21 protein-coding genes are annotated in these 20476 nt (G+C 73.0%); 17 read left to right on the top strand and 4 right to left on the bottom strand.

Translation table 11 applies throughout. From position 1 onward, the window contains the following. Nucleotides 1-5: 5 nt before the first annotated feature. Nucleotides 6-1043 (bottom strand): sugar-binding domain-containing protein, encoded by a 1038-nt coding sequence (locus QL987_RS09455; protein WP_290157379.1) that lies wholly within the window; start codon nt 1041-1043, stop codon nt 6-8. A 198-nt stretch (nt 1044-1241) separates the two neighbouring features. On the opposite strand from QL987_RS09455, the gene QL987_RS09460 reads away from it, so the two are divergent. The 3 genes from QL987_RS09460 to QL987_RS09470 are packed head-to-tail and all read left to right on the top strand — an operon-like array spanning nt 1242 to nt 4184. Then, entirely contained in the window at nt 1242-2309 is a 1068-nt protein-coding gene (locus QL987_RS09460; RefSeq protein WP_290157380.1) for a DUF2092 domain-containing protein, read from the top strand. Then, complete coding sequence (locus tag QL987_RS09465) at nt 2306-3298, top strand: ATP-binding cassette domain-containing protein (protein WP_290157382.1); 993 nt, start codon at nt 2306-2308, stop codon at nt 3296-3298. The genes QL987_RS09460 and QL987_RS09465 overlap by 4 nt, the downstream gene beginning before the upstream one ends. Further along, entirely contained in the window at nt 3285-4184 is a 900-nt protein-coding gene (locus QL987_RS09470) for an ABC transporter permease (protein WP_290157383.1), read from the top strand. Before QL987_RS09465 ends, QL987_RS09470 begins: the two co-directional genes overlap by 14 nt. 27 nt (nt 4185-4211) lie before the next feature. Here QL987_RS09470 and QL987_RS09475 read toward each other — a convergent pair whose 3' ends face one another. Beyond that, the gene (locus tag QL987_RS09475; protein WP_290157384.1) at nt 4212-5249 is read right to left on the bottom strand and encodes an NADP-dependent oxidoreductase; all 1038 of its coding nucleotides are present in this window, start codon (nt 5247-5249) and stop codon (nt 4212-4214) included. A gap of 207 nt (nt 5250-5456) precedes the next feature. Continuing rightward, nucleotides 5457-6368 carry a metallophosphoesterase gene (locus QL987_RS09480; RefSeq protein WP_290157386.1) on the bottom strand — a complete coding sequence of 304 codons (912 nt, stop codon included), beginning with the start codon at nt 6366-6368 and terminating at the stop codon, nt 5457-5459. Between the two features lie 59 nt (nt 6369-6427). Between QL987_RS09480 and QL987_RS09485 the strand changes: the two genes are divergently transcribed. The 3 genes from QL987_RS09485 to QL987_RS09495 all read left to right on the top strand — a co-directional run bounded on the left by QL987_RS09485 (nt 6428) and on the right by QL987_RS09495 (nt 9716). Next, on the top strand, nt 6428-7426 hold the full coding sequence (locus QL987_RS09485; protein WP_290157388.1) for a GntG family PLP-dependent aldolase: 999 nt from the start codon (nt 6428-6430) through the stop codon (nt 7424-7426). Nucleotides 7427-7545: 119 nt separating this feature from the next. Further along, nucleotides 7546-8487 (top strand): ATP-binding cassette domain-containing protein, encoded by a 942-nt coding sequence (locus tag QL987_RS09490; protein WP_290157389.1) that lies wholly within the window; start codon nt 7546-7548, stop codon nt 8485-8487. Further along, nucleotides 8484-9716, top strand: a complete 1233-nt coding sequence (locus QL987_RS09495) for an ABC transporter permease (protein ID WP_290157390.1) — start codon at nt 8484-8486, stop codon at nt 9714-9716. The genes QL987_RS09490 and QL987_RS09495 overlap by 4 nt, the downstream gene beginning before the upstream one ends. A gap of 37 nt (nt 9717-9753) precedes the next feature. Here the strand turns inward: QL987_RS09495 and pnuC are convergent, their stop codons facing one another. Beyond that, on the bottom strand, nt 9754-10419 hold the full coding sequence (pnuC, locus tag QL987_RS09500) for a nicotinamide riboside transporter PnuC (protein WP_111074743.1): 666 nt from the start codon (nt 10417-10419) through the stop codon (nt 9754-9756). Nucleotides 10420-10779: 360 nt separating this feature from the next. Between pnuC and QL987_RS09505 the strand changes: the two genes are divergently transcribed. The 11 genes from QL987_RS09505 to QL987_RS09555 all read left to right on the top strand — a co-directional run bounded on the left by QL987_RS09505 (nt 10780) and on the right by QL987_RS09555 (nt 20362). Continuing rightward, nucleotides 10780-11334 carry an alternate-type signal peptide domain-containing protein gene (locus QL987_RS09505; protein ID WP_111074744.1) on the top strand — a complete coding sequence of 185 codons (555 nt, stop codon included), beginning with the start codon at nt 10780-10782 and terminating at the stop codon, nt 11332-11334. A gap of 149 nt (nt 11335-11483) precedes the next feature. Then, nucleotides 11484-12086, top strand: coding sequence for a TasA family protein (locus QL987_RS09510; RefSeq protein ID WP_290157391.1), 603 nt, complete (start codon nt 11484-11486; stop codon nt 12084-12086). After that, complete coding sequence (locus QL987_RS09515) at nt 12083-12967, top strand: hypothetical protein (protein ID WP_290157392.1); 885 nt, start codon at nt 12083-12085, stop codon at nt 12965-12967. Before QL987_RS09510 ends, QL987_RS09515 begins: the two co-directional genes overlap by 4 nt. Further along, on the top strand, nt 12964-13701 hold the full coding sequence (locus QL987_RS09520) for a signal peptidase I (protein WP_290157393.1): 738 nt from the start codon (nt 12964-12966) through the stop codon (nt 13699-13701). Before QL987_RS09515 ends, QL987_RS09520 begins: the two co-directional genes overlap by 4 nt. A gap of 303 nt (nt 13702-14004) precedes the next feature. Further along, nucleotides 14005-14565, top strand: coding sequence for an alternate-type signal peptide domain-containing protein (locus QL987_RS09525; RefSeq protein ID WP_221851445.1), 561 nt, complete (start codon nt 14005-14007; stop codon nt 14563-14565). 29 nt (nt 14566-14594) lie between these two features. Continuing rightward, complete coding sequence (locus QL987_RS09530) at nt 14595-15188, top strand: TasA family protein (RefSeq protein ID WP_290157394.1); 594 nt, start codon at nt 14595-14597, stop codon at nt 15186-15188. After that, a complete protein-coding gene (locus tag QL987_RS09535; protein ID WP_290157395.1) occupies nt 15185-16066 on the top strand; it encodes a hypothetical protein in 882 nt (293 codons plus the stop codon). The genes QL987_RS09530 and QL987_RS09535 overlap by 4 nt, the downstream gene beginning before the upstream one ends. Beyond that, nucleotides 16063-16773, top strand: a complete 711-nt coding sequence (locus QL987_RS09540; RefSeq protein ID WP_290157396.1) for a signal peptidase I — start codon at nt 16063-16065, stop codon at nt 16771-16773. The genes QL987_RS09535 and QL987_RS09540 overlap by 4 nt, the downstream gene beginning before the upstream one ends. Nucleotides 16774-16876: 103 nt before the next feature. Next, nucleotides 16877-17416 carry a hypothetical protein gene (locus QL987_RS09545; RefSeq protein ID WP_290157397.1) on the top strand — a complete coding sequence of 180 codons (540 nt, stop codon included), beginning with the start codon at nt 16877-16879 and terminating at the stop codon, nt 17414-17416. 50 nt (nt 17417-17466) lie between these two features. After that, the gene (locus tag QL987_RS09550; RefSeq protein ID WP_290157398.1) at nt 17467-19011 is read left to right on the top strand and encodes a cryptochrome/photolyase family protein; all 1545 of its coding nucleotides are present in this window, start codon (nt 17467-17469) and stop codon (nt 19009-19011) included. A gap of 22 nt (nt 19012-19033) precedes the next feature. After that, complete coding sequence (locus QL987_RS09555; RefSeq protein WP_290157399.1) at nt 19034-20362, top strand: GNAT family N-acetyltransferase; 1329 nt, start codon at nt 19034-19036, stop codon at nt 20360-20362. Nucleotides 20363-20476 lie beyond the last annotated feature (114 nt).

Here is a 20476-nt window from a genome sequence, read left to right on the forward strand (position 1 = left end):
CGTCGTCAGGCCAGTGCGTCGAGGAGCGCTCGGGCGGTCGCCGCGTCGGTGACCAGCTCGTTCACCAGACGTCCCCGGACGGCGCTGATGATGCTCGGCACCTTGACCGCACCGACGGCGACGCCGACCGCGTGCGGCACGGCGGCCAGGACCTCTCGTGAGGTCCGCACCATCCGGTCGCTGCCCGGGAACTCGATCGGCTCCCCGTCCGGCCCGGTGAAGTTGAGGCAGACGTCGCCGGTCGCCCGGTCGAAGACGTCGTCGTCGACCGGCAGCCCGCGGGCCATCGCGTCCCGGGTCACGACCGGCGCACCGATGCCGAGGATCGCGCCCTTCGCCCGGGTCCAGAGCCCGACGACGTGCTGGAACGCCGGGTCCTCGTCCAGGGAGGCCCGCAGCGCCTCCGACGGCAGGGCCTGCGCGAACAGGAAGGTCGGGATCGCCCCCGAGCGCTCCGCGGCCGCTCGGGTGATCTCGTTCGTCTGGAACCACTGGTTCGGGTCCGCCTGACCGCCGACGGTCGGGACGAGCTGCACGCCCGGCATCGGCGGCATCGCCCCGTGCGCGATCGCGTGCACCGTGCTGCCGGACGACATCAGGACGGCGTCGCCCGGGGCCAGGCCCATCGCCGCCACCGCGGCGGCGACCGGCTCGGCCAGGTCCACACCGAGGGTCGCGGCGTGCGTGACGGCCGCCAGGTGCACGGCCTGCAGACCGAGCACCACCTGCAGTCGTTCGGCCAGGGCGACGGTCTCGTCCTGGAAGGGGTCGACGACCTCGATCCGGACCAGTCCGGCGCGACGGGCCTCGGACACCAGCCGGCTCACCGTCGGGCGGGAGACCCCGAGGCGCGTCGCGATCTCGTTCTGGGTGGCGTCCTCGAGGTAGTACATCCGCGCGGCCTGGTACACGGTGTCGAGCGGGAACCGGGAGCGCTGGGCCTCGGAGACCGTCACCGACGTCGGCTGCTCGGGCGTGGCCGGGACGGGGACCGACGGGCCCGCGGACGCAGTGCTGTCGGAGGACGCAGTGCTGTCGGACATCGAGCGCAGGCCTCCCGGGGTGTGGTGCCGTCGACCGGGCATGCGGACGACACGGTGATCGTAGCGCCGGACGGCCGCACGTCGGCTGCCCGTGACCCCCGGCAGAGCACAGCGTTCTGTCGGTTGTCGGACGTACCGTGCTCGAGACTCCGATGCGCTCCACAGCGGGGTCCGACGTTCCATCGAGGGGATCCACCCATGAAGAAGTCCGTCTGGCTGCCGGCCCTGATCGCACCCGTCGTCGTGGCCGGTGTCGTCGCCGCTCCCGTCATCGCGCAGGCCGCGTCCACCCCGATCGCCGGGGACCACCCGACCGCGGCGGCCGTGATCGCCAGCATCGCGAAGTCCTCGGACGAGCGGTACTCGGGCAAGCTCTCGCAGACGAGCGACCTGGGCCTGCCGGAGCTCCCCACCGGTGCCGGCGGGTCCTCGCTCGAGGGCAACGCCTCGGACGCCCTCAGCCTGCTCACCGCGTCGCACACCGCCCGTGTCTACGTCGACGGAGCGAGCAAGCAGCGCGTGCAGGTGACGGAGCAGCTCGCCGAGCAGGACCTCATCCGCAACGGCAGCACCGTGTGGACGTGGGACTCGAAGCAGCGTGCCGCGACGAAGACGACGCTCCCCAGCCGATCTGCCCAGACCCCGGGCAGCGGCACGGCGACGCCGACGGACGTCGCGGAGCAGGCCATCGACGCGATCACGCCGACCACCACGGTCTCGAAGCCCGTCGCGACCTCGGTCGCCGGGCACGACGCCTGGCTGCTGACCCTGACGCCGAAGTCCTCGGACACCTTGGTGGGTCGGGTCCAGCTCGCCGTCGACCAGCAGACCGGGCTCCCCCTCCGCGCGTCCGTCACCGCCGCCGGCAAGCAGGACCCCGCGTTCCAGGTCGGGTTCACCAGCCTCGACTACGGCGCCCCGGCCGCGCGTCTGTTCGACTTCACCCCGCCGACCGGTGCGGACGTCAGCACGAAGGACCTCTCCGACGCCACGCCGGGCTCCGGTGCGCGGCACCGCGGCGCCGGCAGCGCCGAGCGCCCGACCGTCTCGGGCAGCGGCTGGGACACGGTCGTGGCCCTCCCCGCGGGCAGCGCCGACCAGGCCGGGCTCGACGCGGACGCCTCCGGTCTCCTCGACCAGCTCACCACCGCGGTCGACGGCGGACGTGCCGTGCAGACCTCACTCGTGTCGGTCTACCTGACCGACGACGGCCGGGTCCTGGCGGGCGCGGTGCCGGTGTCGGCCCTGGTCGCCGCGGCCAAGTGACGACGACGCCGACCGGCACCGACAGCGCCGTCAGCACGGACCTCGCCGTCCGCACGGACCTCGCCATCCGCACCGAGGGACTCCGCAAGGTGTTCCACAAGCAGCGCGCGGTGGACGGCATCGACCTGACCGTCCCCCGCGGATCGGTCTTCGGGTTCCTCGGACCGAACGGCTCCGGCAAGACCACCACGATCCGGATGCTCCTCGGGCTCTCGAGCGCGACCGGCGGCTCGATCGAGGTGCTCGGCGAACCGATGCCCACGGCCCTGCGCTCGGTGCTCCCCCGGGTCGGCGCGCTCGTCGAGGGTCCGGCGTTCTACCCCTATCTGTCGGGACGCGCGAACCTGTCCCGGTTCGACGCCGCCGACCCGACCTCGGACCCGCGCAGCCGGAAGGACCGGGTCGCGTCCGCCCTGGACCGCGTCGGCCTGACCCACGCGGCCGACAAGAAGGCGCACGCGTACTCGCTCGGCATGAAGCAGCGGCTGGGCCTGGCGAACGCCCTGCTCACCCCGCGCGAACTCCTGGTGCTCGACGAGCCGACCAACGGCCTCGATCCGCAGGGCACCCGCGAGGTCCGCAACCTCATCCGCTCCCTGGCCGACGACGGCACCACGGTGTTCGTGTCGAGCCACCTGCTCGCCGAGATCGAACAGGTCTGCACGCACGCCGCCGTGATGCGGACCGGGCAGCTCGTCGCGCAGGGCACGCTCGACGACCTGCGCTCCGCCGGTGCCCGCACCGTGACGGTCCGCACCCCCGACGTCGGGCAGGCCGCGGTCGTCCTCGGGCGTCTCGGCCTGGCGCCACGACGGGACGGCGGCTCGGACGTGCTCGTCGCCGACCTGGTCGCCGACGTCGAACCGGAGACCATCACCGCCGAGCTCGTGCGTGCCGACGTCCGGGTCCGGGGGCTCGCCGTCGGCGGCGGGACGCTCGAGGACCTGTTCGTCGCACTCACCGGAGAGGGATTCGATGTCGCCGGCTGACCCCACCCCGACCACCGCCGAGCGCCCGGCGACGACCGGCAGCGCCGCGGGCGGCACTGCCCCGGCACGACGGACCCGTCCCTTCGCCCTGCTCGGCTCCGAACTCGCGCTCGTCTTCCGGCGTCGCCGCACCTGGGCGATGCTCGGAGCCCTGGCGGCCGTGCCGATCCTGATCGCTGTGGCCGTCCGACTGACCACCGGCGAGGACAGCGGCGGCCCGGCGTTCCTCGGCGACATCACGAACAACGGTCTCTTCGTGGCGTTCACCGCCCTGACCGTGTCGATCCCGCTGTTCCTGCCGCTCACGGTCGGCGTCGTCGCGGGTGACACCGTGGCGGGCGAGGCGAGTCACGGCACCCTGCGGTACCTGCTCGTCGCGCCGACCGGCCGGGTGCGGTTCATCCTGGTGAAGACGGCGGGTGCGATCGCCTTCTGCCTCGCCGCGACGCTCCTCGTGGTGCTCGTGGGAGCGGCGATCGGGGCCGTGCTGTTCCGGATCGGCCCGGTGACGCTGCTGTCCGGCACGCAGGTCGACGGCTGGTCGTACGCCGCCCGGGCCCTGCTGCTCGCGCTCTACGTCACCCTGTCGATGCTCGGGCTCGTCGCGATCGGCCTGTTCGCGTCCACCCTGACGAACGTGCCGGTCGGGGCGATGGCGGCGACCGTGGTGCTCGCCGGCGTCTCCCAGGTGCTCGACCAGCTGCCGCAGCTGGACTGGCTGCACCCGTTCCTGTTCTCGCACCTGTGGCTCGGCTTCGGCGACCTGCTGCGCGACCCGATCTCGTTCGACTCGTTCGGCAGCAATGCCCTGCTGCAGCTCGGCTACCTGGTGGTGTTCGGGGCGCTGGCGTACGGCAGGTTCGCCAGCAAGGACATCCTCAGCTAGACCGGACCACCGGCTGACCGACCGTCCTCAGCTGGTCGGCACCGCCCCGTCGGCCTTCTCCTCCGCGTACTGGTCGCGCAGGTCGCGCGCCTTCTCGGACCGGTACCAGTCCTGACGGGCGCCGGTCTCGACGGGCTGCATGCCGACGACGACCTTGCCGCGCGAGTGCATCTCGGCCAGGTCCTCGTAGGCGTCGACGATGTACTCGAACGGGTAGAAGCCCGAGATGAGGATCTGCACGCGGCGGTCCTCGACGGCCTTCGCCAGGAAGAGGATGAGCTCCTTCGCCTCCGGGTCGGACGCCGGGGCACGGAGGAACCGCAGCTCGGCGTCACGCCGGGCCTCGGACGAGACGAACCGCTTCTCGTCGACGCCCAGACGGAGTGCGAGCTCGTGGGCGGCCTCGTCGCCGTGGTTGTCGATGAAGGCGGTGACGGGCCGGCCCTCGGCGATCTCGGTGATCCGGGCCTCCTCGCCGTCCCCGTAGGCGACGGGCAGGATGCCGATCTGCCGCAGGTAGTCGTGGTTCCGCGGACTGCCGAGGCCGATCACGGTCGCACCGGCGTCGCGGGCGAGCTGGCACTGGATGTGGCCGACACCACCGGCGGCGGCGCTGATGACGACGGTGTCGCCGGGTCCCAGGCGGAGCTTCCGGACCACGTCGACGGCGGTGCAGCCGGCCAGGTACAGACCCCCGGCGACCTCCCACCCGACGTGCGTGGGCTTCATGACGACGGCCTCGCGGGGCACCACGACCCAGGTCGCGTGCGAGCCGCCCTCGGGTGCGTGGCCCATGACCTCGTCACCGACGCGCAGGTCCTTGACGCCCGCGCCCCGGGCCCGGACGATGCCGGCGAGGTCGACGCCCTGGCGGGCCGGGAACTCGACCTGGATGTGGTCCTGCAGCTTGCCCTCGCGGAGGAACCGCTCGATGTGGTTCAGGCCGGCGGAGATGACCTCGACGACCACCTCGCCGGACCCGGGCGTGGGTCGCTCCTGCGGCACGACCTCGACCACGTCGAAGTCGCCGTACCGCTCGTACTGCACTGCGCTACCAGTTCGCATGTCACCCTCCTCGGGACGTCGTGCGTCCGTCCTACTCGCCTCCGGCACGGCTCCGTCCGCGGATGTGGGGTTCTCGCAGGGAGCGGTCCGGATCCTGAGGACCCGTCGGGACGGGTCGGCACCCGCTGGGGACGGGCCGGACGGGAGGCGCGGGGCGGCACCGCCACGGGCCTCCCGTCCGTCATGTGGTGCTGCGGGACCGGCCGGTCAGGCCGGGCCGAACGCTTCGGCGATCCGCGCGGACGCCTCGGCGTCGAGGTGCAGCGCCTGCTGGTCGGCGTCGGGACGGGGCAGCCGGACCGGCGTCGACCAGAGTGACCCGTCGGCGGCGAGGTCGACGACGAGCGCGCCCGTGCCGACGAGCGCGGTCTCCTGCTCGTACGGGCCGGCGACGTCGTTGTCGTTCGCGACACCCGGCGCCACCAGCACCGGCACGCCCGCGAGCGACCCGGCGAAGTGGTGGTGGTAGTGGCCGCCGAGGACGATGCGCACGTCGGTGCCCCGCAGCACGTCGGCGAGGTCCTCGGGGTTCCGGAGCTTCAGCGCGTCGTGCAGCGACGTCGGCGCGGGCAGCGGCGGGTGGTGCAGGACGACGACGGACCCGTGCTCGGACGGCTCGGCGAGCACGGTGCGCAGGTGCTCGAGGACCGACTCGCTCACTTCGCCGTACCCGGCGCCCGGGATGCTCGTGTCGACGGTGACGATCCGCCGCCCGGCCACCACGGACTGGCCCCGCACCGGGACGGACGGGTCGTGGTGCTCCATCGTGTGCATGAGCGGCTGGCCGCCCTCGCCGAGGACGTGCCCGTTGATCAGGACCTGCCGGAAGCCGGCGCGCTGGTCGTGGTTACCGGGCACCGTGACGAACGCGGCGCCGTGCCGTTCCGCCCAGCCGCCGACCATGCGTCGGACCGTCCGGTAGGACTCGGGCGAGCCGTCCTCGGAGACGTCGCCGGAGATGACGACCAGGCCGACACCGGGCACGGCGTCGAGGTGCTCGAGCAGTGCACCGAGCGCCGCCGTCGTGTCGACCGTGCCCTGGTGGAGGGCGCCGTCGCCGGTCAGGTGCGTGTCCGACAGGTGCAGGATGCGGAGTGTTCCGGGTGCGGGGGTCTGCATGTCGCACACCGTAGCCGGGGCGTGCATCAGCGGGCTGTCGGCAGGGTTACCGTTGTCCGGTGATCGACCTGCGTTCCGACACCGTGACCCGTCCGACCCCGGCGATGCGCCGCGCGATGGCCGAGGCCGAGGTCGGCGACGACGTCTTCGGGGAGGACCCGGAGACCACCCTGCTCGAGCAGGAGGTCGCGGCGCTGCTGGGGCACGAGGCCGGGCTGTTCACGCCGTCCGGCTCGATGGCGAACCAGCTCGGCCTGCGACTGCTCGTCGGCCCGGGCGAGGAACTGCTCGCCGACGTGCAGGCCCACGTCGTCCGTGCCGAACTGGGGGCGGCCGCGGTGTTCTCCGGCATCACGACCCGGACCTGGGCCTCCGAGCGCGGTCGCCTGGTCGCGCGGTCGGTGGCCGAGATCGCCGAGCCGAACGCCGGCGCCTACTCGGTGTCCACCACGGCGATCGCGGTCGAGAACACCCACAACTTCGGCGGCGGCACGGTCCAGCCGCCGGACCAGGTGCGCGCGGTGCAGGACTTCGCCCGCGAGCACGGCATCGGCCTGCACCTGGACGGCGCCCGGCTGTGGAACGCCCACGTCGCGTCGGGCACCCCGTTCCGGGAGCTCGCCGGCGGGTTCGACACCGCGTCCGTCTGCCTGTCGAAGGGCCTCGGCGCCCCGGTCGGGTCGGTGCTCGTCAGCACGGCGGAACGGATCGCCGCCGCCCGGATCTGGCGGAAGCGCTACGGCGGCGGCATGCGGCAGACCGGCATCCTGGCCGCCGGTGCCCGGTACGCCCTGCGCTCGCACGTCGACCGCATGGCAGAGGACCACGCGAACGCCCGGGTGATCGCGGCGGCGCTCGACGTCGACCCGGCGACGGTCGACACGAACATCGTCTTCGCCGAGGTGTCCGACCCGGCGGCGTTCGTCGCCGCGGCGGCCGACGCGGGCGTCCGGGTGATGCAGCTCGGGCGGACGACGGTGCGGCTCGTGACGCACCTCGACGTCTCGGCTGCGGACGCCGAGCACGCGGCCCGGGTGCTCGCGACGCTGCCTCGCTGACCGCGGGCGGGGCTGAACGCGACCGGCTGACGGACCGGAGGCACCGCGCACGACGCGAGCCGCGCCTCCCGGCCGTCAGACGGCGTCGGTAGGGTCGGCACGCGAGGAAGGGGTCCACCGTGGCCGGAGCAGGCATCAGCGTCCGCGACTTCGTCATGCGCTTCGGGGACCGGAACGTCGTCGACGGCCTGACGTTCGACATCGCGCCCGGCGAGACCTTCGGCCTGCTCGGTAGCAACGGCTCCGGCAAGACCACGACGATCCGCGCACTGCTCGGCATCACCGCGCCGACCGCCGGCACCCTGACGATCGACGGCGAACCGTACCGACCCGCCACCGGTGGGATCGGCTACCTGCCGGAGGAGCGCGGGCTCTACCGGAAGGAGACCGTCATCGACGTCATGACGTACTTCGCGGCCCTGCGCGGGATGCCCCGGGGCCCGGCGACACGGTGGTCGACGGAGTACCTGGAACGCGTCGGACTGGCGGACAAGGCGAAGGTCCGGATCGACAAGCTCTCGGGCGGACAGCAGCAGAAGGTGCAGCTCGGCATCACGATCATGGACCGGCCGCGCCTGCTGATCCTCGACGAACCGACGAAGGGCCTCGACCCGGTGAACCGGCGGCTGCTCCTCGACCTGGTCGACGAGCGGAAGGCGGACGGCGCGACCGTCATCCTCGTCACCCACCACATGGACGAGGTGGAACGGCTCTGCGACCGGATCCTGCTCCTCAAGGACGGGGTGGCCGCCGCGTACGGCACGATCCCCGAGGTGCAGGACGCGTTCGGCGGGGCGGTCGCGAAGGTCGCCTTGAGCGGGCCGGTCCCCCGGTCCGACCGGTACCGGCTGGCCCGGCACGAGGGGCACGTCGCCTACCTGGTCCCCACCGCGGCGGCGACGCCGGACGGGTCGGACATCCTCGCCGAACTCGTGTCCGCCGGCGTCCACGTCACCGGGTTCGAGATGCGCCGGATCCCCCTCGACGAGATCTTCGTGCAGCTGTACGGGCACGACGCCGACGTCGACGCCGCCCGCACCGCAGTCGGGGCCGGGCGATGAGCCGCCTGGGAACCGTCGTCCGGTTCGAGTTCGTCCGCGCCGTCAAGAAGCCCGCGTTCTGGATCGGGACCCTGGCCCTGCCGCTGGTCGTCATCGTCGTGTCGCTGCTGGTCGGGGTCGGTCAGGCCGCCGGCACCGACTCCGCGATCTCCAGCGGGTCGGCCGCCCGGACGCCGTTCCACTACGTCGACCACTCCGGGCTGGTGTCCCAGAAGGTGGCGGCGAAGTGGGGCGGGTCCCCCTCGACCGACCCCGCGGCGGACCGTGCGGCGGTCCGCGCCGGTCACCTCGACGCCTTCATCGCGTTCCCCGCGACGCCGTCCACCACCCCCGTCACCGTGCTCGGAGCGGACCGCGGGCTGTTCGCCAACACCGGGTACTCGGCCCTGGCGGAACGGGTGCTGGAGCAGAGCGTCGCGGCGCAGGTGGACGACGCCGAAGCCGTGCACATCCTGCGGTCCCCACCGCAGGCGACGGTCACCACCTACGCCGACGGCCGGGTCGCGCCGGGCTGGCTGTCGATCGTGCCGCCGCTGCTCTACGTGGCCGCGTTCTTCGGGCTCGTGATCCTGCTCGCCGCCCGGATGGTCACCGTCGTGGTCGAGGAGAAGGAGAACCGCATCTCCGAGATGATCCTGACCACCGTCACGGCGGGCACCCTGATCCGCGGCAAGGTCATCGCGATGCTGCTGGTCGGGCTCGTGCAGGTCGGTGTGTTCCTGGTGCCCGGACTGCTGTCGCTGGCCGTGGTGCTGCCGCTGGTCGCCGGGCGGGTGGGCTCGTTCGCACTCGACCCGTGGCGGATGGTCGCGGGCGCGCTGCTGCTCGTCGGTGGGGTGCTGTTGGCCTCGGCGTTGTTCGTGGCGGTCGGCGCCTCGGTGCCGACGATCAAGGACGCCTCGACGCTGCAGTCGGCGGCGCTGTTCGCGGTGATCATCCCGCTGTACGCCGCCTTCTTCGTCATGACGACGCCGTCGTCGCCGATCGCCGCGTTCTTCACGTACTTCCCGACGTTCACGCCGGTGACCGCGATGGTGCGGAACGCGGTGGGGTCGCTGTCGGTGGTCGAGACGATCGCGTGCATCGTCGAGGTGTTCGTGGTCGCGGGCGTGCTGCTCTGGTTCGCGGAGTACCTGTTCCGGCACTCGGTCGCCCAGTACGGGTCGAAGGTGAGCCTGAAGCAGATCGCCGGGTGGCGGCGGGCGAAGGCGCTGCCGCGCTCGCGCTGACGCACGGTCGCGGCTGCCGGGGTGGCGCGCCGCCGTGTCAGCCGACGGTGACCGGCGCCGCCGCGGGCTTCCGCCCCTGGACCATCCAGACGAAGAACCCGGCCAGGGTGAAGGCGCCGTAGACGACGTACATCAGCCCCGAGGCGTAGTACCCGGCCGAGAACAGCAGCGGCACACCGACCAGGTCGACCGCGACCCAGATCAGCCAGAACTCGACCCACCCCTTCGCCATGCCGTAGGTGGCCAGGAGCGACCCGACGAAGATCCAGGCGTCGCTCCACACCGGCTCGTACGAGCCGAGCGCGCGGAACACCGGCGTCAGGACCGCGGTGCCGCCGACCAGGGCGACGACGAGCAGCGCACGTGCCCGCCAGGAGGCCCACTTCGGCTCGAGCACGGTGGTCGCCTCGTCCGCGCGGTGCGTCCAGCGGTACCAGCCGTAGACGCTGACCAGGATGAACATGACCTGTCGTCCGGCCTGTCCGAGCAGGTTGACGGGGTTCGGGGTGTCGAAGAGCGCCCCCATGAAGACCGTGAAGAGGAGCGCGTTGCCCGCGATGCCGACCGGCCACGCCCACACCTTGCGGCGCATCCCGCCCAGGGCGCTGAGCAGCCCGAAGACGTTGCCGATCACCTCGCGCCAGAGCACCGTCTGGTCGCCGATGACGAGCTGCGCGTCGAACAACCACCGCACGATGCCCATGTGACCTCCTCGATCCGGTCGATGCAACTGCACAGACCTCGCGGGCATTCCGCCCGCTGTGCCACACCGACCCGTTCCGACGGCTGTCCGGAGAACGAGAGATGACCCCCGTTCTGGGGGTGCTCCGAGGCTGATCCGTGCTTGTCCTCATTTTGGGGGACGCGTACGCTCTGACCATCAAGCGAGTCCGGCCCGCCCGAGCAACTTCCCCGCCTCGGAGCCCGGCGACCGCCCCTCTCCCGCACACCTCGGTTGCGGTCCCGCTCACCCCGGGACCGACCACGTCGCCGTGCGCGAGCACACCCGAACGCCGACGACGGCCTCACCGCGCCCGTCAGGGGCGCAGAACGGAACCACCCCATGCACAAGATCGTCACCGGAGCCATCGCCGGCGCAGCAGGCGTCGCCCTCCTCCTCGGCGGGGCCGGGTCCTTCGCGCTCTGGAACGCGAGCGCCAGCAGCGCGGCCTCGGCCGTCAGCGCCGGCACGCTGAGCCTCACCGCGAACAACGACGGCGTCTGGACCGACATCACGAACGGCCGCTCCGCCACGATCAACCCGGCGTCCGTCCTGATGGTCCCCGGCAACACGTACCAGTTCACGCAGACCCTCACCGTCGGTGCGACGGGTCAGGACCTCAAGGCGAACCTGACCTACGCGCAGCAGAGCATCACCGGCGACCAGGCACTCATCGCCGCGACGACGAAGACCCTCGCGGTGACGTCGACCAGCGCCTCGGTCGTCCCGGCCAGCGGCACCGCCAACACGTTCGTCGTGTCCCCGTCCACCGCGACCTCGACCGTCAAGGTCGTCTTCACCATCGCCCTGCCGTCCTCGGCGACCACCGGGCAGGGCGGCACCGTCAACGTCGGCGCACTCGCCTTCACCCTGACGCAGACCGCCATCGGGTCCTGACCCCCGGGTGACCGACCGCGTGCGACGGGCTGACGACCCGCCCGTCGCACGCGCTGCCCGCACGCTGCACCCGCGCCATCGCGTGCACCCGTCGCACGCGCCGCCCCACACGCGCCCGCACCACCACACCGCCCGAGGAGGACACGAGCATGAGCGCCAGCACGACGGTCTCGGGACGCCACCGCGCACCCCGACGGAACCGCTGGCTGGGGCCCACCGTGCTCGCCCTCGTCGTGGCGGTCGTCGTCGCCGTCGTCACCGCACTGCTCGGCACCAGCAGCACCTACGCCCTCTGGAACCAGGCCGCGAGCACCTCGTCCTCGACCGTCCGCTCGGGCACCGCCACCCTCACGGTGAGCCAGCTGACGATGAGCGCCGCTCCCCTGGCACCCGGAGCGGCGAGCACCGGCACCTTCACCGTCACGAACACCGGCACCGTGCCGCTGAGCACCCGGGTCGTCACGACGTCCGCGCGGGTCACCGGCACCAGCACCGCGAGCACCACCGTGCTCGGCGAGGTCACCCTGCGCTACTCGGTCGTCACGTCGACCAGCGCGTGCCGTGCGGGCACCGCCGGCGCCTCCGGCCGCGTCGCCGCCTTCGACTCGGGCACCGACAGCGGCAGTGTCCCGGCCGGCGGTCGGCGGATCGGCTGCGTCGAGATGGACCTCGACACCGACGCACCGCAGAGCGTGGCCGGAGCCGGGGTGGCCGTGACCCTCACGGTGACCGGGACGCAGGTGGCCTCGTGACCACGCGCCTCCGACTCCTCGTCACCGTCCTGCTCGTCGCGGCCTTCGTCGGCGGCGGGTCCTCCGCCGCCTGGGCACTCTGGACCGCCTCGGCGTCGACCACCACCAGCGTCGCGGTCGGTCGCATCGCGGTCACGGTCGGCGGCACCGACGCGCTGACCACCGCGTTCTCGTCGACGACCACCACCACGACGACGCCCGTCACCGTCACGAACACCGGCACGATCGCCGGCACGGTGAGCACCACCGCGTCCGTCCTCGCCGGCGGCTCGACCACCCTCGCCCGTGCCGTCGACGTCCGCGCCTGGCAGGTCGCGTCGACCGGCGCCTGCACGTCGAGCACCGCGGTCGCGTCCGGCGCGGTCGTCGGCACCTGGGCCTCCCTGCCGAGCCTGACGTCGAAGACCAGCGCCGGTGGCAGCACCGTCTGGTGCATCCGGTCGACCGCCGGCACGGCGGCCCCCGCCGCGGCACGCGCTGACGTCGCCCTCGACGTGACCCTGACGAACGCCAGCTGGACGGCGAACGCCGTCCGCGGGACGTTCTCCCTGACCACCGCGGCAGCGGCACCGGCCCTGGTCTGCACGGACCACGGCGGCAACTACGTCGACGTCGCCTGGGACGCCGCCGGACGCTCGATGGACACCTGGTACGGCGCGTTCGTCCACGGGGTCCAGATCGGCGACCGCCAGCAGTCCTACTTCGGTCGCGTCACCATCGCCCCGAGCCAGATCCCGTCCTCCGTCGCGACCAGCGGCACGGTCACGGTCGACGTCTTCGTCCTCGACTCGGCCGGGAAGCCGACGACGACCGACGCGGGGACCGGCACGATCACGCTGTTCACGCAGAACAACGGTCCGGCCGTGCGGTGCGGGTCGTGAGCGCCCACCTCGCGGGGCGTCGGACCGGAGGCCCGGACCAGCGCCGCGACCCGGCCCGCCCCTCGCAGGGACGTGCGCCACACACGCGCTCGCGGAGCCGCCGAGCCGGAGCACAACCCGCCGACCGCAGCGCGCTGGTCTCGGTGCTCCGCGCCGTCGGCTTCGGGCTGAGCACCGGTCTGGTGCTGCTCGTCGCCGCCCTCGCCGTCGTCCTGATCGTCATCCCGAAGGCCACCGGGTCGATGCCGCTGACGGTGCTCACCCAGTCGATGGAGCCGACCCTGCCACCGGGCACCCTCGTCGTCGTCCGGCCGGTCGCCACGGACCGGATCGAGGTCGGTGACGTCGTCACGTACCAGATCACCTCCGGCCAGGCGGCCGTGGTCACGCATCGGGTCATCGCCGTGAGCTCGTCGTCCGACGGCGGCCGGACGTTCACCACCAAGGGCGACAACAACGCCGTGGCCGACAGCCGACCGGTCCTGCCCGCACAGATCCGCGGGACCGTCTGGTACAGCCTGCCGGAGATCGGGACGGTCAACCAGTTCGTGAACGGGTCCCGGTCGTGGCTGATCCCGACCGCGGCCACGCTCCTGCTCGGCTACGCGGCGGTGATGATCACCCTGGGCGTCGTGTCGACGGTCCGTCGCCGCCGGACCGCTCGACGTGCGCCGGCCGAGGCAGGCCGCCCGACCGGTCGACACCGGCAGCGGACGACCACCGACGCGCCCTGACCCGAGGTCGCGGGGCTGACGTCGCCGAGCCGACGTCGCCGATCCGACTCCCCAGGGGCCCCCTCGTTCTGGGGCCGCTGCAACCGGATGTCGGCGTGTCCGCACTTCGGGGGACCCGGGTACGTTCGACGACAGGACGACCTCGCCCGAGCATCCCTCACTCCTGGGCACACGGGTCGGCCTTCCGGCGCCGGTCAGCCGCGCCCTCCCGTACCCGGGGAGGTCGGTGACGACCGTTCCGTCGGGCCCTCCCGAACGCCCCAGACGCCGACAGCGCTGCCCAGCGCAGGAACGGACAGAACCATGCACAAGATCGTGACCGGCACCATCGCGAGTGCCGCGGGTGTCGCCCTGCTCCTCGGTGGTGCAGGCTCCTTCGCCCTCTGGAACGCAAGCGCCAGCAGCGCCGCCACGGCCGTGAGCTCCGGCACCCTGACCCTGACGGCGAACCGCGACGGCGCCTGGACCGACCTCACCAACGGCCGCTCGAACCCGATCGACCCCGCATCGGTGCTCATGGTGCCGGGCAACACGTACCGGTTCACGCAGACCCTCGTGGTCGGGGCGACCGGCGACGACCTCAGCGCGACGCTCACCTACGCGCCGCAGAGCATCACCGGCGACGCCGACCTGCTCGCGGCGACCCAGAAGACCCTCGACGTCTCGTCGTCCACCGCCGCCGTGACGAAGACCGCCGATCCGACGGTCTTCACCGTCACGCCCTCGGCCGCGACGTCGACCGTCCTCGTGACGTTCACGATCACCCTGCCGCAGTCCGCGACGACCGGGCAGGGCGGCACGGTCGACGTGGGTGCCCTCGCGTTCACGCTGACGCAGACCCCCATCGGCTCGACGGGTTCCTGAGCCGGACCACGGCCTCCAGGGGGACGCACATGACCCGGACCACGCCGACGACGGGACGCCACCGCGCGCCCCGTCGTCTGCGCTGGGCCTGGCCGGTCGGCCTCGGGCTCGTGCTCGCCGTCGCCACCGCGGTGGTCGGCAGTGGCAGCACGTACGCGCTCTGGAACGGCACCGCATCCACGCAGGAGTCGACCGTCCGGTCCGGGACGGCGACGCTCGTCGTCAGTCCCCTCACCGCGATGTACGCGACGCCGCTGGCGCCGGGACGGAGCACGACGGGGTCCTTCTCGGTCCGGAACAGCGGGACGGTCCCGCTCGGCATCCGGATGCAGACGACGACCCTGCACGTCGCGTACGCCTCGGTGCCGGACAGCGCGGTCCTCGACGAACTGACCCTCCGCCTGGCACCCGTCGGCCGGGCTGCGGACTGCTGTGCCGGGCTCGGGGGCTACGCTGCCCGACCAGCCGCGTTCGACACCGGCAGCGGGTACTACACGCTCCCCGTCGCGGCCTCGGCCACCGGGTGCTTCGAGATGGTGCTCGACGCCGACGCACCGCAGACGGTGTCCGGCGCGGTCACCGACTTCACCGTCACGATCACCGGGACGCAGGTGGCACCGTGACCGCGCGTGTCCGGCTCGTGCTCGCCGTCGTCCTCGTCGCCGTCTTCGTCGGTGGCGGCTCGTCGGTCGCCTGGGCGCTGTGGACCGCGACCGGGACCGCCGCGTCGAGCGCCACGAACGGCACGCTCGCGGCGGCGATCTCCGGCACGGAGGCGCTCACGACGACCTCCACACCCGCGTCCCCGTCGATCACGCGCCCGGTGACGCTCACGAACGCGGGCAACATCCCCGGCACCACGGCGACCACCGCCGTCGTCGCCGAGGGGTCGACGGCGCTCGCCCAGGCGACCGACGTCGTCGCCTGGCCCGTACCCATGACCGACGACTGCACGGATGCCACGGCCGTCGGTACCGGAGCCGTCAGCGGGACCTGGGCGTCGCTGCCGAGCCTGACCTCGTCCCTCGCACCGCGTGCTGCTGCGGTCTGGTGCATCCGGTCGACCCTCGCTGCCGGCGCCCCGGCCTCGGCGACCACCAACATGCACATCGTCCTCACGACGACGAACGCCGGTTGGGTGTCGCCGGCGGTCTGGGGTGGCTTCTACCTGAACTCCGGCAACTCGGTCGCGGCACTCGGGTGCACGAACCAGGCCGGCAACTTCATCGAGCTGACCTGGGACCAGGGCGACCGCCCGAAGCCCACGGCGTACGGCGCGTTCGTCGACGGCGTCCAGGTCGGCGACCAGCAGCTCGGCTGGTTCGGCAAGATCACCCTCGCGCCGGACCAGGTCCGACCGGCCGCTCCCGACGCCGGGACCGTGACCGTGACCGTGCGCGTGCTCGACGACTCCGGGAAGCCGACCGACGACGTCGTCGCGGACGGCCCGATCACGCTCTTCACCCAGAACGACGGCCCGGCCATCCGGTGCGGCGCATGACCACGCTGACCTCGGGTCCGTCGATGCGACGCCGGCCGGGAAGCTCGCCCCGCGCCCGCCACGCAGCCCGCCCGGCCGCCCCACCGGTCCGGAACGGCGCACTCGCGGTCCTCCGCGCGGTCGGTGTCGGGCTCAGGACCGGCCTGGTGCTCCTGGTCGCCGGCCTCGCGGTCGTCCTCGTCGCCCTGCCGAAGGCCACCGGGTCCGTCCCGCTCTCCGTGCTCACGCAGTCGATGGAGCCCACCCTGCCGCCCGGCACCCTCGCGGTCGTCCGACCCGTCGCGCCCGAGGACGTCCGGATCGGGGACGTCGTCACCTACCAACTCGAGTCCGGCCGCCCCGAGGTCGTCACGCACCGCGTCGTCGCGATCAGGTCCTCGTCCGACGGCACCCGGCAGTTCGTCTTCCGTGGCGACGCGAACGACGCGGTCGACGCCGAGCCCGTCATCCCGGCGCAGATCCGCGGTGCCCTCTGGTACAGCGTGCCGTGGCTCGGGACCGTCAACCAGGTGGTGAACGGGTCGCGGCCCTGGCTCCTGCCGCTGCTCGCCGGACTGCTCCTGGCGTACGGAGCGGTGATGATCGTCACCGGCACGGTGTCGACGGTGCGCCGTCGACGTCGCCGCGCTCGTCGTCGCGAGCGTGGTGTGGACCACACCCGGCGACGTCCTCAGCAGCAGGTGGGCACGGCCTCCCGCGTCGTGTGACCCGCTTCGGCGAGCGCCGCCTGCGCGTCCCGGAAGGACGAGTACGGCACGTGCTCGCCAGAGGCGTTCGTACCCCGGCCGGCGTCGGTCTAGGCTCTGGCGGGTGACGGACGGTCGGACCGACGGGGTGCAGCGCGCGCGGGCCATGCTCGAGGACGCGGCGACGCGACTCGGCGCGGCCGGAGCCCGTGACGAGGCCCTCGGCGAGTACGTCGAGCCCAAGCCCGTGCTCGGCATCCGCCGGGACCCGACCATCCGCTCCCTCGGGCGGGTGTGGCGGGTCGGTGCGCTGCTGCTCGGGTCCTCCCCCGAGACCGCGGGCCAGGTCTGGGCGACCGGGTCGATCACCCGCGTGACCGAGGCCGGGCGCTCCCAGTTCGTCTCCGTCTCCGCCGAGGTCCGTCGGGCCTACCGGGCGGCGGCAGCGAAGGGGCACTTCGCGCCCGGGGACACCGTGAACCACAGCGCGACGCCGATCCCCCTCGACGCCTCGCTCGTCGGAGCCGACACGGCGCTGTTCGTCCGCGACGACGAACCCCGCGTCCGGTGGTCCGCGACCGCCGGCACCGACGTCCCGCTGGCGGACTACCTCGCCGACCGGGTCGGGCTGCTCGTCGACCCACCGCCGGGTGCGACGGACTAACGGACTAGGGGTACGAGCCGCCGTCAGCGCTGCCGCGTAGCGTCTGCCGGGTGACCGACTCCGCCCCCGCAGCCGTGCGGCGGCGCCTCCTGCTCCCCGGCCAGTACGGCCCGGCGTTCGACGACGGCGGGCCGGTGGTGGTCGTCGAGGCCCGCGAGTTCTTCACCGCACGCCCGGTGCACCGGACGAAGGCGCACCTCTGGCTCAGCGCGCTGCGACACCGGGTGCGGGACCTGGGCGACCGCGCCGAGCACGTCCGGGTCGACCACCTGCGGGACGCCCTGGTCGGGCAGGACGACCTGGAGGTCATCGACCCGCCGTCCCGGGTGCAGCGCGGTCAGGTCCGGCACTGGGGACACGGCACCACGATCCTGCCGAGCCGCGGGTTCGTCACCGACGAGGACGAGTTCGCCGGCTGGGCCGCCGAACGGGGTGGGCGGTTCCTGATGGAGGCGCACTACGAACGGGTCCGGCGACGCGAGGGCTGGCTGATGGCGAACGACGCCCCGCTCGGTGGCGCGTTCAGCCTCGACGCGCAGAACCGGCAGCCACCACCCCGGGGCGCGACCACTCTCGGGCTGCCGGACCCCTGGTGGCCGACCGAGGACGAGGTCGACGACGAGGTCCGGGCCGACCTCGACCGGTGGGAGCGCGACGGCCTCGTGCAGTTCGTCGGACGGGACGACCGGCGGCGCTTCGCGGTGACGCCCGACGAGGCCCAGGCAGCGCTCGACGACTTCGTCGCGGTACGGCTCGGCGACTTCGGGCCGTACGAGGACGCCGTGCTGACGAACGACTGGACGATGGCGCACTCGCTGCTCAGCGTGCCGCTCAACCTCGGCGTGCTCGACCCCCGGCAGGCGATCGACGCGGCGTTGGCGGCCCACGCCTCGGGAGCGGCGCCGCTCGCCAGCGTCGAGGGGTTCGTGCGGCAGGTCGCCGGGTGGCGGGACTACGTCTGGCACCTCTACTGGTGGCTCGGGGACGACTACGGGGCGGACGTCGAAGCGCTCGGGGCGCGACCACCTGCCGCAGCGCGACCGCCTGCCGGAGCCGGACCGGTGCACCCGGCGGGCACGGGCCTCCCGGCCTGGTGGCGGGAGCTGGACGCGACGGAGGTCGACGCGGTCTGCCTGACCGTCGCCCTCGACGGGGTCCGCGACCACGGCTGGCTGCACCACATCCAGCGGCTCATGGTCCTCGGCAACTGGGCACTACAGCGGGGGTACGACCCGCTCGAACTGACCGAGTGGTTCACCGATGTCTTCGTCGACGGCACCGACTGGGTGATGCCCGCGAACGTCATCGGGATGTCGCAGCACGCCGACGGCGGGGTGGTCGCGACGAAGCCGTACGCGTCCGGCGGGCGGTACATCGACAAGATGACCGACCACTGCGGCGGCTGCCGGTTCGACCCGACGAAACGCCTGGGCGACGACGCCTGCCCGCTCACCGCCGGGTACTGGGCGTTCCTGGAACGGGCGGAACCGGCGCTCCGGCGGAACCCGCGGATGCACCGCCCGCTGCAGCAGATGCGGGCGATGCCGGACCTGGCGGCCGTCGTCGCGCAGGAGGCCGCCCGGCAGACGCCGTGAGACCGCCCGGTAGGGTCGGATCGTGGCTCTGATCAACGACGAATCCACCGACCGCTACGACCTCCGCGAGTTCCACCCGCAGACCGACGACCAGGGGGCGCCGGACGCCACCACCCGCGCCTGGATGGACGCCGTCGGTGTCGGGTTCCACGAGCTTCCGGAGTCCGACGAGGGCGCCGCTCGCATGGCGTCGCACTTCATCGCCGACCAGGAGACCTTCCTCGGCGTCTACGTCAACCGACCCGCAGCCGGGTCCGTGGACGAGACCTGGCCCGCCGGCACGTTCACCTGGTTCCCGAAGGACCTCAGCTGGGGCGACGGTTCCGCCGTCCGCACGCAGGCCGTGTCCGCCGTGACCGTCCGCCCGACCGAACGTCGTCGCGGGATCCTCCGCCGGATGATGACGCACGCGCTCTCGCGCGGGGTGGCGGAGGGCTACGCGGTCGCGTCGCTGACCGCCTCCGAGGGCACCATCTACCGCCGGTTCGGCTTCGGCTGCGCCATCCGCGAGCGGGCCGTGCACGTCCGCCGCGACCGGGCGCTGCCGTTCCTCGCGCCGACCACCGGCACCGTCGTGATGGTCACCACACAGTGGCTGGCGGACGGCGTCGGCCCGGACGTCTTCGCTCGCTTCCACGCCCGCACCCCGGGCTCGATGGTCCGCAACACCGGCACCTGGCCGATCGTGTTCGGCGAGTTCGGCCCCGACGGGCAGAAGGCGAAGGACGTCCGCGCCGCCGTGCACCGGCCCGAGGGCTCCGACGAGGTCGACGGCTACGTCACCTGGCGGGTCGTCGAGGGCAAGACCGGCGAGGACACCCGCGTCGAGATCGTCGACCTGGTGTACACGACCGACGCCGCCTACCTGTCGCTGTGGGAGTTCCTGCTCTCCATCGACCTCAACGACGTCGTCGTCTACAAGCGCTCACGCCTGGACGACCCGATCGTCGCCGCGCTGGCGGACGCGCGCTCCTACGACGTCGACCACGAAGAGGACCACGTCTGGCTGCGCGTCCTCGACGTCGCCGCCGTGCTCGAGTCCCGCCCGTACGCGGCCGACGGCTCGCTCACGATCGCGGTCACCGACACGCTCGGCCACGCGTCCGGCACGTACCGCCTCGACGTCCGGGAGGCCCGTGGCACCGTCACCCGGCTGGCACCCGACGCGGACGTGGCCGGCTCCGACATCGCGCTCGACGTCGCCGACCTCGGGGCGCTGTTGATCGGGTCGGTCTCGCCGGTGACGCTCGCGGCCGCGGGGCTGCTGCGTGCGGCGGACCCTGCGGCGCCGTTGCTCCTCCGCGCGATGCTCACCCCGCCCCGGACCCCGCACGGCATCACGTACTTCTGACGCCGCGGCGGCCGCGGGCGGCGGCGGGCGTCCGGCGGTCGCGCGCGGGCGGCAGCGCCGCGTGGCGTCGCACAACAGGAACCGGCCCGAACCACGGGATGCAGTGGTTCGGGC

This window comes from Curtobacterium sp. APC 4022, assembly GCF_030407555.1.
Lineage (GTDB): Bacteria > Actinomycetota > Actinomycetes > Actinomycetales > Microbacteriaceae > Curtobacterium.